Genomic DNA, 12,057 nt, shown 5'->3' with positions numbered 1-12,057 from the left:
CGAGGCGGTGGTAAACATGAAAACTCTGACAGCCAGGCAATTGGCCACTGAAAAAATCCGCATCTGCCCGTACTCTAGGGGCCTTTGTTACCAGCGCCGGATTGTTCATGTCTTCTGTTGCCGATGGGTTGCCCTTCAATAAACGCCTGCCGGCCGTGATCGCTCTTTCTTTAGGGATCGGCATGGCGACCCTCGACACGGCCATCGTCAACACCGCGCTGCCCACATTGGCCGAAGGCATCGGCACCGACTCGGCCTCGGTGATCTGGGTGGTCAACGCCTACCAACTGGCGATTATCGCCACGGTGCTGCCATTCGCTTCGTTGAGTGATGTGTGGGGGCACCGTCGGGTATACCTCGGTGGGTTGCTGCTGTTTATTGTCTCGTCGCTGTTGTGCGGGCTGGCCGGGTCGTTGCTGACCCTGACGGCCGCGCGTGTGGCGCAAGGCCTGGGCGCGGCGGCGGTCATGAGCGTGAATACCGCGTTGCTGCGGCATATCTACCCGGCAAAAATGCTCGGGCGCGGCCTTGGCTATAACTCGCTGGTGGTGGGGCTGGCGTTCACCCTCGGGCCGACTGCCGCGTCGGCGATTCTGTCGGTGGCCAGCTGGCACTGGCTGTACCTGATCAACGTGCCGCTGGGCCTTTTGGCCCTGGGGCTGGGCCTGCGGTCATTGCCGACACTGCCCATGACCGGTCACGCGTTCGACCGCCTCGCCGCGCTGCTGTGTGCCGGATTGTTCGCCTTGCTGGTGCTTGGCCTGGGCACGGCGGTGCACGGCGTTCAGGGCGCATTGACCCTGGGCCTGATCGCCGTGGCGCTGGTCTGCGGTGCGTTACTGTTACGCCGCCAGGCTGGGCACCCGGCGCCGATGCTGGCCCTGGATCTGTTCAAGCGCCCGGTGTTTGCGCTGTCTTCCCTTACGGCGATCTGTGCGTTCAGCGCTCAAGGCCTGGCCTTTGTGTCATTGCCGTTTCTGCTGCAGGCGGTGCTTGGTCATAGCCAGGTGGAAACCGGTTTTCTGATGACGCCGTGGCCGGCCGTTGTTGCGGTCATGGCCCTGGTCGCAGGGCGCCTGGCAGACCGTGTGTCGCTGGGCGTGTTGTGCGGCATCGGCCTGTTGCTGCTCAGTGCGGGGATGGCGGCGCTGGCCACCCTGAGCAGCGGCGCGTCGGCCTTTGATATCGGCTGGCGCATGGCGCTGTGCGGCGCCGGGTTTGGCTTTTTTCAATCGCCCAACCTCAAGGCGATCATGACCAGCGCACCCTTGGCCCGCAGCGGCGGGGCCAGCGGCATCGTGGCGATCTCGCGGTTGCTGGGGCAAACGCTGGGGGCGTCATTGGTGGCGTTGTGTTTTCACCTGTCCCTGGGCAGTGGCCCGCAATACGCGCTGTGGCTGGGTTGCGTGTTTGCGTTGGTGGGCAGTGTGGCCAGCGGTTTGCGTTTGTTGCCCTATGGGAAAAAGGCGTGATTGGGCGTTGTAAAGTCCGCCATGGGAAGGCTAACGTGGCGGCCTGAATATTTCAGGATGTTTCAGATTTATGTCCAGCCTGGCCCAACGCACTGCCGATACCACGTCCCGACGCGCCGCGCTGACCCTCGCGTTATGCCTGCCCAGCGACGTGTTGCTGTACTTGCTGTTGCCGATGGAGTCCCAGGCCTTTGGCATCACGCTGGCGCAGGCCGGGGTGTTGTTGGCAGCCAACCGCCTGGTGCGGATTTTTGGCTATCGGCATGTGCTCAATTTCTATGCGCGCAACGGTGACCGGCTGACGTGCATGATTGCTGCCGGGGCGGCGACGGTGTGCGCCCTGGGCAATTCGCTGCTGTCGGGGTTCGCTGCGCTGCTGGGCCTGCGGCTGATCTGGGGCCTGTGTTTTGCCGCGCTGAACCTGTCGACCCAAGTGTTGGCAACGTCCGAGCCCGTTGGCGCAGCCCGCCGCGCGGGGCGTTCACGCGCGATGATCGCCCTCGGCCCGATGCTGGCGCTGCCGCTGGGTGGCTGGTTGACCTTATGGGCCGGCCCACGTCCGATCTTTGTGATGCTTGCCGGCTGCTGCCTGGCGGGCTTGTGGGTGGCGCGTGGCTTGCCCACTGCCGGGCATGATTTGCACAGCACCGGGCGGCGCTTCAAGTGGCCCGACAGTGTGGCGACCTGGTCGTTTATCGAGGGCGTGGCGCTGGACGGGCTGTTTATTTTTGGCCTGTCGATCCAGGCACAAAAGATTCTCGGCGGCGATGCGGTGCTGATCGCCGGCGGCTTGATGGCCCTGCGGTATGCCTCGGAAATGCTCCTGAGCCCCCTGGGCGGCCGGGCGGCGCAACGCTTTGGCGCCACGTCGATGCTGTTGCTGTTTTCATTCTTGAGTGCCCTGGCCCTGACGGCGTTCGGCAGTTATTGGGTGATTGTCGGCGCGGCGGCGGTATTGGTGCTGCGCGCGCTGCAACTGCCGCTGGTGACCACCCTGGTGGCCGAGCGCAACCCGGGCTCGATGCGCGTCTCGGCACTGGCCTCGAATGCGGTGTGGCGCGATGTCGGCGCGGGCCTCGGGCCGTTGCTGGCGGGCCTGTTGCTGCCGGTGGCGTCAGCGCCTTGGGTGTTCGGCCTGGCGGGCGCGGCCATCGCGGTGAGCGCGGTATTTTGCTGGCGCACCCAGGTTTCCAACTGACGCGGTGAGGGAGTGTGTGTCCCTTCAAGAAGCTTTCGTGCGGGGGCTGGATGAACAGCGCATCGGCGTGCTGGCTTAGGCGCTTTTAAGGCTGTCCAGCCATGCGGGGTCCAGGCGTGTTTGCTCGGTGTCGATGCCCAGTGCCTGCATCTTCGCCTGGTGGGCGTCGATCTCGCCGAGCAATTGCGCCTGGGCACTGGAGTTGGCGTCCAGCGCATGCATCTGCGTGAGCCCCAAGTGGTAAAAACGCAGCAGCTTGATCGCCGTCGGGTCGTTGGCTTGCACGCCTTCGGTGACCTTGTGCATCACGTTGGTGACGCTCATCAAACTGCGCTTGAGCTGCCAGCCATACACCGCCGGCGCGAGCCAGGGTTGGGTCCAGAACGGCCCGCGCACCAACGCGACGGTGATCAACACCCCGGCAAACACGCCGCCGACATTGAAGCGAAAGTTGTCACCGCCAGGTTCACCGAACAGCATGACTGCCAGGCTCGACAGCAGCATTGCCAGGGCCACGAACAGCACGGCAATGATCAGGGTGCTGCGGCGGGTCTGCTGGCGGAAGGTGGCGGGGTCGCAGGGTTTGAGCTCGAACATCCGGGTCTGGTCTCAAGAAGGGCGGGGTGGCATCTTCGCATGCTTTGCGCAATCAAGTTGAACGATGGCTTGCCGCGGTTTCTCTACATCTGTGTAGCCCCCGTGAGGTAAACCATCATGCCCGAATACAAACAGCCGCCGCCCGGCACCCCTGACCCTGATCGCACACCCGGTGAAGAGGAGCGCGATAACGATGCGTTACGCCCCAACGACCCGGCGCAGCGTCAGGACGACGATGTGGAACAGGTCGAGCAAGACCTCGAACACCTTCACGACAAAGCCCGCCCGCTTTAAAACCAGGAGGTCGCCGTGAGTAATCCCCCGAAAGGCCCGCGTTCAGACGAGCATGGCAGTGGCAAGGACGAGCTGGGTTTTGACCCGGATTCCCCGGATGTAGCCGACCCGCAAGTCGACCCCATCGGCCCTGCGATCGCGCCGTTGGACAAGGAAAAACAGCCGAAAAAAAAGCCGCCCTATGATCCGCTGGGCGACTTGAAAACTAACTAAAGAAACACAAAAAGCCCCGCCATTGCGGGGCTTTTGCTTATTTGGGCGGCACCCAGGTGACGTCGGTAATACCGAACTTTTCCGCCCAGGGCCGAGTGGTTTTTTTCACCTGTTCGTGACCCACACGCCCAATGCGGCTGACATGGGCGATGTCGGCATCCACCGCTGCCCAATGCCACGCCTCGGCGTTGTTCATCACCTCCGCGCGCACCACAAAGGACTTCGGTTGGCCGTGCAGTTGGTAATTAATGGTGTAGATTTTTGCGGTACTCATGTTGCCTCCCTGTCTTGTTATAGATGGATCGGTGAGTGTTCAAAAAGGTTCAGTCAAAATGACAAGTCGCACACTGGCCCTGCATAGTGAGCGCTTCGCCCCGCGCTCAAGGATCGCGCCATGCCCCGCTTGACTCATCGCCAGCTTTATCTGCAACGCCTGGGCTACGACACGCCGCCGCCGCCGACCCTGCAAACCCTGCAGCAATTGCAGCTGCGCCATGTGTGCACGTTCGCCTTTGAAAGCCTGTCGACGTTGCTGCGCTGCCCGGTGCCGATCGACTTGCCGAGCATCGAGCAAAAGGTTCTGCTCGATGGGCGTGGCGGGTATTGCTTCGAGTTGAACCACTTGTTTCTCGCGCTCTTGCAGGATTTGGGTTTCGAGGCGCGCGGTCTCACCGGCTGGGTAGTGATGGGCGGGCCGGTAGATGCGCGCACCGGGCGCACCCATCGCCTGAGCCTGGTCACCCTGGAAGGCGTGCGCTATGTCACCGACGTCGGCTTCGGCGGCATGGTGCCAAGCAGCCCCTTGCAGCTGGACACCGAGGCGACCCAGGCCACTGCCCATGAACCCTATCGGCTGACGTGCAATGGCGCCGATTACACCCTGTGGGCCAAGGTGGGCGAGGAGTGGCGAGGCTTGTATGTGTTTGACCTGCAGGTGCAGGCGGATAGGGACTATGAAATCGGCAACTGGTACGTGTCGACGCACCCGGATTCGGTGTTTGTCGGGCAATTGAAAGCTGCGCTGCTCGCGCCGGGTAAACGCTACACATTGAATAACGCCCACTACGCGGTCCACTGCCTGGATCAGCCCAGTGAAAAGCGCGCAATCGAGAGTGTCGATGAGCTGCTGGCAGTGCTGCATGGCACCTTGGGTATTCGTCTGCCGGCGCATCCACTTCTTCGCGAGAGCCTTAATGGCCTAGTGATAGCAGCTTCCAAAGAAGCTTGAGATAGAGCCTGCGCTGAACCGTTTTTTCTCCAAATCGACGCAAATTAATTCGAACCTTTCGCGAAAGCCGAGGTTCGAAGCGATTCCTGAATAATTTGCTCACCAGACAAGGAGATGTAAAACGATGTCCAAGCTATTCGGAAAATTCCTCAAGGGCTCCTCGCTGTTGGCGCTGGTCGCTGCGCCTGCCGTGGTGTTCGCCGCTGCACCGACGGGCCCGATTTCCGTTTTCGGTCTGCAGGGCAGCTACAACGACTTCAAGCTCGAAGGCGGCAGCGACAGCGACAAGGACCACATGCCTGAAGCGGGCCTGTTCTACAACTTCGGCAACAAGCTCACCGCTGAATCCGGCTTTATCTACCAGGCCGGGATCGAAGCCAAGTACGGCGAAAAGAGCGACAACAAACTCAAGGAAGGCCAGGCTGACCTGGACCTCGGCTGGCGTGCCGCGCTCGACGCGCGCAACTTTGTCGACGTGATTGTGGGTGGCGGCTACAGCTGGACCCGCTACGAGCCGGACACCAATGACTACGACGTCAAGCTCACCAACAAGTCGCCATTCGCCAAAGCTGCCCTGGGTTACAACCACCAGTTCGATGACATGACTCTGCGCGTCGAAGCCGGTGCCCGTCGTACCATCGACGGCCGTGCCAAGCTCAAAGTCGATGGCGTGGGCAGCGACACCGTGGACCTCAAGGACCGCACCAACCCTTACGCTGAAGTCAGCCTGCTGATGAACCAGAAAGGCGACCTGCCAGTGATGGCGGGCCTGTACTACACCCGTACCGAATACAAGCTTGACGACGACTCCTATGTCGCCGACAACACCAAGCTCAAGCGTGACGAATACGGTTTCAAGGTCGGTATCGCGTTCTAAGCGAACCGCTGGATGCGGGGTGGCCAACGCCCCGCATTCGACTGTCCCACCAAGCCCCCTTTGTGTCCGTCAAAACCCTCAACGCCGTGGCGTTGCTGCCTTAGTGTGCAAGCAGCTTCCACAGCCTAAAAAGAGAGGGTGGCCATGCGCTGCGTTGCTTTATTGCTGGCCGTCCTCGGCCTGCTGACCGCCTGTGACGACACGCCCAAACATCCCCCCCGAACGCGCCACTGCGGCCCACGCAGAGTGAGTATGTGCTGTTGCAGTTTGGGGACTTGCTGGCGGTGCGCGGCGCAAAGATAGTTGAGACTTGGCCAGTTCATGGCTGACTCAGGTGGCAGGCTTGCGCTGAGTACGGGTGCGTTGCTGCCCTGAGACAGGCACTCAAGCGCTCCCGACTGACGGCTATTGTCAGAGATTTCCTACAAGAGTACAAATGTACTCCATGACGACCCTGACCCCCCGCCGCACTGCCATCCTGACCTTCATCCGCGACCGTATCGCGCAGCAAGGCCAGCCCCCCAGCCTCGCCGAGATCGCCGAGGCGTTCGGTTTTGCCTCCCGCAGCGTTGCGCGCAAGCACGTGGTGGCCCTCACGGAAGCCGGTTACATCGAGGTCAACCCTAACCAGGCCCGGGGCATCCGCCTGCTCAACCAGCCGGCACGCCCCGAATGGCTGGATGTGCCCGTGCTCGGTCGCGTCGCCGCCGGTTTGCCGATTGGCGCCGACGCCGAAGTGCACAACCGCCTGCAACTGGACCCCGCCACCTTTGCGAAAACCCCGGATTACCTGTTGCGGGTGCAGGGCGATTCAATGATCGAAGACGGCATTCTCGACGGCGACCTGGTCGGCGTACGTCGCAGCGCCGAAGCCTTGAACGGCCAGATTGTGGTGGCGCGTCTGGACGGCGAGGTCACCATCAAACGCTTCGAGCGCCATGGCGAACATGTGCGCCTGCTGCCGCGTAACCCCGCGTATCAACCCATCGAGGTAGGCCCCGACCAGGACCTGGCCATCGAAGGAGTGTTCTGCGGCCTGGTGAGGCAAGGCTGATGGGCGCCGTCGTTGCTCTGGACTCGCTGTTCAATGGCGGCCGAGTCTGGAAGGGCCGACCGGTTGCGCCGCCGGCCAGCGTGCACCCCACCGGGCTGGCGGCGCTGGACGCGGTGCTGCCCAGCGGCGGCTGGCCGGAGGCGGCCCTGAGCGAAATCCTGATGGCCAAGGAAGGGGTCGGCGAGTTGCAATTGGTGTTGCCGACCCTGGCGCGCTTATCAACGGCAGGGGAGCGCATCGTGCTGGTCGCGCCGCCTTACACGCCGTACCCGCACGCCTGGCAGAACGCCGGGGTGGATTTGCGCCAGCTTTCGGTGATCCAGGCCGAGGAGCGCGATACCTTGTGGGCCGTCGAACAATGCCTGCGTTCCGGCAGTTGCGGCGCCGTGCTGTGCTGGCCGCGCAAGGCTGATGACCGCGCCTTGCGCCGTTTGCAGGTGGCGGCCGAAACCGGGCAGACCCTGGCGTTTGCCTGGCGCTCTTTACACGAGGCAATCAATGCCTCGCCCGCCGCCTTGCGCCTTGCCATTGAGGCAAAACCTGCGCAAGTGCGGGTGCTCAAATGCCGGGGCGGGCTGGCCCATCCGGCGCCGATTGCGCTGGCGGGGCACTGAGGTTGCCATGCGCTGGGTGTGTATTGTCTTCCCGCAATTGGCGCTGGACGGGGTGCAGCGTGTGCATCCCGAGCCCGATCAACCGCTGGTGCTGCTGGCCGGCACACCGCAGCGCCGCGTGTTGCAAACCGTCAATGCCGCCGCCCGCGCGCTGGGCCTGCGCCCCGGGCAATCGCTGACGGCTGCGCATGCGCTGGCCAAGACCTTCGCCAGCGCCGAATACGACCCCGCAGAAATCGAGCGCTGGCAGCAGTTTCTGGCGGCCTGGGCTTACCGTTTCAGTTCTCAGGTCAGTGTGTATTACCCGCGCGCCTTGCTGTTCGAGATCGAATCGAGCCTGGGCCTGTTCGGGCCGTGGCCGCAGTTCGAGGCGCGGTTGCGCAACGAGCTGACCGCGTTGGGGTTTCGCCACCGTATCGTCGCCGCGCCCAATCCGGCGGCGGCGCGGGTGCTGGCCAATATCTACGATGGCCTGGCCGTGGCCGATGATCACGCGCTGCACCAAGCCCTGGCGCCACTGCCTGTCGACCGTTCAGGCCTCGACCCGCAAGCCGCCACCGCCTTGTCACGCATGGGCCTGCGCACGCTGGCCCAGGTGCAGGCGTTGCCCCGCCACACGCTGGCGCGGCGCTTTGATGCCGGCTTGCTCAAGCACCTGGATGCGCTGAGCGGGCAGCGGCCGCTGCCACTGGCGTTCTATCAGCCACCGGAGCAGTTCGATGCACGCATCGAGCTGAATTTCGATGTGCAATCCCACCAGGCCTTACTGTTTCCGTTGCGCCGCCTGACCGGTGACCTGTCGGCCTTCCTCTGCGGTCGCGACAGCGGCGTGCAGCGTTTCGACCTGCACCTGGAACACGCCCAGGCGCCTGACAGCGTGATCAAGGTCGGCCTGCTCAGCGCCGAGCGCGAACCGGCGATGCTGTTCGAACTGGCCCGTGGCCGTCTGGAACAGGTGCAAGTCACCTCGCCGGTACGCGGCTTTCGCCTGGTGGCCCAGGACCTGCCGGTGTTCGTGCCGCAGCGCCAGGACTTGTTCGACGACCGCCCGCAACAGACGTTGCCCTGGGAACAACTGCGCGAACGCCTGCGCGCACGCCTGGGCGATGAAGCTGTGCAAGGCCTGCGCTTTCATGCCGACCACCGCCCCGAATGCGCCTGGCAAGCCGCCGCCGATAGCCGCGCGTGCCCCACCTTGAACAAGGTGCAACGCCCGGGCTGGTTGCTGCACGAGCCGACCTTGCTGGCCGAGCAGGGTGTACAGATTCTGATGGGCCCGGAACGCATCGAATCCGGTTGGTGGGATGGCGCCGATATTCGCCGCGACTATTACCTGATCCAGACCCGCGCCGGGCAGCAAGGCTGGGCCTATCGCACCGTCGGGCAAAGCGATGGGTTGTGGCTGCAAGGCTGGTTTGCATGAGCTACGCCGAGCTGCATTGCCTGTCCAATTTCAGTTTCCAGCGCGGCGCGTCGAGTGCGCTGGAGTTGTTCGAGCGCGCCAAGCGCCAAGGCTACAGCGCCTTGGCGATCACCGACGAATGCACCTTGTCGGGCATCGTGCGCGCCTGGCAGGCGGCGAAGGCGGTGGACATGCCGCTGATTATCGGCAGCGAGGTGCGCATCGAGAACGGCCCCAAACTGGTGTTGCTGGTAGAAGACCTCAGTGGCTACCAGCACTTGTGCCGGCTGATCACCCTGGCCCGACGCCGTGCCGAAAAAGGTCGTTATCGCCTGCTGCAGGAAGACTTCGACCAGCCTCTGCCTGGCCTGCTGGCGCTGTGGGTTGCCGAAGACAGCGACACCCAGGCCTCGATCCAGTGGCTGCGGCGTACCTTCGCCGATCGCCTGTGGCTGGCGGTGCACCTGCATTGCGGCCAGAACGATGCGCGCCACCTGGAGCAGCGCCTGGCCCTGGCCGCCAGCCTGCACATCAAGGCGGTGGCCTGCGGCGATGTGCACATGCATGCGCGCGGTCGCCGCGCCCTGCAAGACACCATGACCGCCATCCGCCATCACGTCACGGTGGCCGACGCCGGCACACGCCTGCACCCCAATGGCGAGCGGCACCTGCGCAGCCTCGACGCCCTCGGCGCGCTGTACCCGCAGGCCTTGCTCGATGAAACCCTGGCCATCGCGCGGCGCTGCACGTTCGACCTCAGCCAATTGCGTTACCACTACCCGCGCGAGCTGGTGCCCGCCGGCCAGAACGCGAAATCCTGGTTGCGCCAGCTCACCGAAGAAGGCATTGCCCAGCGCTGGCCTGAGGGTGTCGACGCCAAGACCTTGCAGCAGATCAACCATGAGTTGGCGCTGATCAGCGAGCTGGGTTACGAAAGTTATTTCCTCACCGTGCACGACATTGTGCGCTTTGCCCGCAGCCGTTCGATCCTGTGCCAGGGCCGGGGCTCGGCGGCCAACTCGGCGGTGTGTTTTGCCTTGGGCATCACCGAGATCAACCCGAGTCTGATGAGCATGCTGTTCGAGCGCTTCCTGTCCAAGGAGCGCAACGAGCCGCCGGATATCGACGTCGACTTCGAACACGAACGCCGCGAAGAAGTGCTGCAGTACGTGTTCCAGCGCTACGGCCGCACCCGGGCGGCCTTGACGGCGGTGGTCAGCAGCTACCACGCGGCCGGCGCAGTGCGCGATGTGGCCAAGGCCCTCGGCTTACCGCCGGACCAGATCAACGCCCTGGCCGAATGCTGTGGGCGCTGGAGTGACGATGCGCCGCCCCTGGAGCGCCTGCGCGAAGGCGGCTTCGACCCGCAAAGCCCGATCCTGCGCCGTGTGCTCACGCTGACGCAGCAGTTGATCGGCTTCCCCCGGCACTTGTCCCAGCACCCGGGCGGCTTCGTGATTTCCGAATACCCGCTGGACACGCTGGTGCCGGTGGAAAACGCCGCCATGGCCGAGCGCACCATCATCCAGTGGGACAAGGACGACCTCGATGCCGTCGGCCTGCTCAAGGTGGATATTCTGGCCCTGGGCATGCTCAGCGCGATCCGCCGCTGCTTCGATTTACTGCGCCGGCATCGCAACCTGGACCTGGCGCTGGCGACGATTCCCAAGGAAGACGCCGCCACCTACGCGATGATCAGCAAGGCCGACACCATTGGCGTGTTCCAGATCGAGTCGCGCGCGCAGATGTCGATGCTGCCCAGGCTCAAGCCGCAAAAATTCTATGACCTGGTGATCGAGGTCGCCATCGTGCGGCCGGGGCCGATCCAGGGCGGCATGGTGCACCCGTATTTGCGCAGGCGTAATAACGAAGAGCCGACGACGTATCCCTCACCGCAACTCAAGGCGGTGCTGGAACGCACCTTGGGCGTGCCGCTGTTTCAGGAACAGGTCATGCAGATCGCCATGGTCGCCGCCGACTATGGCCCCGGCGAGGCCGACCAGTTGCGCCGTTCCATGGCCGCCTGGAAACGCCACGGCGGGCTGGAACCGCATCAGGAGCGCCTGCGCACCGGCATGCTCAAGAACGGTTACAGCGAGGCATTTGCCGCGCAAATCTTCGAGCAGATCAAAGGCTTTGGCAGCTATGGTTTCCCCGAGTCCCACGCGGCCAGCTTTGCCTTGCTGACCTACGCCAGTTGCTGGCTCAAATGCCATGAGCCGGCGGCCTTTGCCTGTGCACTGATCAACAGCTGGCCCATGGGTTTCTACAGCCCGGACCAGATCCTGCAGGATGCGCGGCGTCATCGCTTGCAGATCCGCCCGGTGGATGTGCTGGCCAGTGACTGGGATTGCAGCCTGGAACCCATCGACGGCCAGCAACCGGCGATCCGCATGGGCTTGCGCATGATCTCGGGGTTTCGCGAGGAGGACGCGCGGTGCATCGAAGCGGCCCGCCAGCGCGGTACGTTCAGCGATATTGCCGACCTGGACGAACGCGCCGGGCTGGATGCTCGCGCCCAGGCGTTGCTGGCGGACTCGGGCGCCTTGCGCGCGTTGGCCGGCAACCGGCACACGGCGCGCTGGGAAGTGGCCGGTGTGCATAAACAGCTGGGGCTGTTCGCTGGCCTGCCCAGCCCCGACGAAGCGGCGGTGGCGCTGCCGGCACCAACGGTTGGCGAAGACCTGCAGGCCGACTACGCCACGGTCGGCACCACCCTTGGCCCGCATCCCTTGGCGTTGCTGCGTGATGAGCTGCGTAAACGCCGCTGTCGCAGTTCCCTCGAGCTGATGGCGGTGGCGCATGGGCGCAACGTCAGCGTCGCGGGGCTGGTCACTGGCCGGCAACGCCCGGGCACCGCCAGCGGGGTTACCTTCGTCACCCTGGAAGATGAGTTCGGCAACCTCAATGTGGTGGTCTGGCGTGACTTGGCCGAGCGTCAGCGTCAGGCGTTGGTCGGTTCGCGCCTGTTGAAAGTCGACGGGCGCTGGGAGGCGGTAGGCGAGGTGCGGCACTTGATTGCCGGGCGCCTGACCGATCTGACGCCGCTGCTGGATGGGATTAGTGTGCGCAGCCGGGATTTTCACTGACGGCAGTTGCTCAGTCCTT

At 63.9% G+C, this 12,057-nt stretch carries 12 protein-coding genes and 1 pseudogene; 11 read left to right on the top strand and 2 right to left on the bottom strand.

Going from position 1 to position 12,057, the window contains the following annotated elements:
- Window positions 1–107: 107 nt before the first annotated feature.
- Together NTD89_RS10190 and NTD89_RS10185 are read left to right on the top strand one after the other, a co-directional pair.
- Window positions 108–1,472 (top strand): MFS transporter, encoded by a 1,365-nt coding sequence (locus tag NTD89_RS10190; protein ID WP_262207395.1) that lies wholly within the window; start codon window positions 108–110, stop codon window positions 1,470–1,472.
- Between the two features lie 70 nt (window positions 1,473–1,542).
- The gene (locus NTD89_RS10185) at window positions 1,543–2,670 is read left to right on the top strand and encodes an MFS transporter (protein WP_262207393.1); all 1,128 of its coding nucleotides are present in this window, start codon (window positions 1,543–1,545) and stop codon (window positions 2,668–2,670) included.
- A 75-nt stretch (window positions 2,671–2,745) separates the two neighbouring features.
- Here NTD89_RS10185 and NTD89_RS10180 read toward each other — a convergent pair whose 3' ends face one another.
- Window positions 2,746–3,267 (bottom strand): DUF3087 domain-containing protein, encoded by a 522-nt coding sequence (locus tag NTD89_RS10180; protein ID WP_242199441.1) that lies wholly within the window; start codon window positions 3,265–3,267, stop codon window positions 2,746–2,748.
- A gap of 117 nt (window positions 3,268–3,384) precedes the next feature.
- On the opposite strand from NTD89_RS10180, the gene NTD89_RS10175 reads away from it, so the two are divergent.
- The gene (locus tag NTD89_RS10175) at window positions 3,385–3,561 is read left to right on the top strand and encodes a hypothetical protein (protein WP_178119767.1); all 177 of its coding nucleotides are present in this window, start codon (window positions 3,385–3,387) and stop codon (window positions 3,559–3,561) included.
- A 15-nt stretch (window positions 3,562–3,576) separates the two neighbouring features.
- Complete coding sequence (locus NTD89_RS10170; RefSeq protein ID WP_242199442.1) at window positions 3,577–3,774, top strand: DUF6021 family protein; 198 nt, start codon at window positions 3,577–3,579, stop codon at window positions 3,772–3,774.
- 37 nt (window positions 3,775–3,811) lie between these two features.
- Here the strand turns inward: NTD89_RS10170 and NTD89_RS10165 are convergent, their stop codons facing one another.
- Window positions 3,812–4,048, bottom strand: coding sequence for a DUF6555 family protein (locus tag NTD89_RS10165; protein WP_106579910.1), 237 nt, complete (start codon window positions 4,046–4,048; stop codon window positions 3,812–3,814).
- A gap of 120 nt (window positions 4,049–4,168) precedes the next feature.
- Between NTD89_RS10165 and NTD89_RS10160 the strand changes: the two genes are divergently transcribed.
- The 7 genes and pseudogenes from NTD89_RS10160 to NTD89_RS10130 all read left to right on the top strand — a co-directional run bounded on the left by NTD89_RS10160 (window position 4,169) and on the right by NTD89_RS10130 (window position 12,038).
- Window positions 4,169–5,002 (top strand): arylamine N-acetyltransferase family protein, encoded by an 834-nt coding sequence (locus tag NTD89_RS10160; protein WP_262207392.1) that lies wholly within the window; start codon window positions 4,169–4,171, stop codon window positions 5,000–5,002.
- A 124-nt stretch (window positions 5,003–5,126) separates the two neighbouring features.
- Entirely contained in the window at window positions 5,127–5,879 is a 753-nt protein-coding gene (locus NTD89_RS10155) for an outer membrane beta-barrel protein (protein WP_145166135.1), read from the top strand.
- Between the two features lie 230 nt (window positions 5,880–6,109).
- Window positions 6,110–6,208: pseudogene (locus NTD89_RS10150) on the top strand (hypothetical protein); the annotation flags it as partial.
- Window positions 6,209–6,315: 107 nt separating this feature from the next.
- Window positions 6,316–6,933, top strand: a complete 618-nt coding sequence (gene lexA, locus NTD89_RS10145; RefSeq protein ID WP_106579904.1) for a transcriptional repressor LexA — start codon at window positions 6,316–6,318, stop codon at window positions 6,931–6,933.
- A complete protein-coding gene (gene imuA, locus NTD89_RS10140; RefSeq protein WP_262207389.1) occupies window positions 6,933–7,547 on the top strand; it encodes a translesion DNA synthesis-associated protein ImuA in 615 nt (204 codons plus the stop codon). Before lexA ends, imuA begins: the two co-directional genes overlap by 1 nt.
- 7 nt (window positions 7,548–7,554) lie before the next feature.
- Window positions 7,555–8,970, top strand: coding sequence for a Y-family DNA polymerase (locus tag NTD89_RS10135; protein ID WP_262207387.1), 1,416 nt, complete (start codon window positions 7,555–7,557; stop codon window positions 8,968–8,970).
- Window positions 8,946–12,038 (top strand): error-prone DNA polymerase, encoded by a 3,093-nt coding sequence (locus NTD89_RS10130; protein ID WP_262207386.1) that lies wholly within the window; start codon window positions 8,946–8,948, stop codon window positions 12,036–12,038. The genes NTD89_RS10135 and NTD89_RS10130 overlap by 25 nt, the downstream gene beginning before the upstream one ends.
- Window positions 12,039–12,057 lie beyond the last annotated feature (19 nt).

The organism is Pseudomonas sp. 14P_5.3_Bac1, assembly GCF_025466135.1.
In the GTDB taxonomy this organism is placed as follows: Bacteria; Pseudomonadota; Gammaproteobacteria; order Pseudomonadales; family Pseudomonadaceae; genus Aquipseudomonas.
The sequence above is the reverse complement of the archived record's forward strand: the minus strand, read 5'-3'. Positions and strand labels throughout refer to the sequence as shown.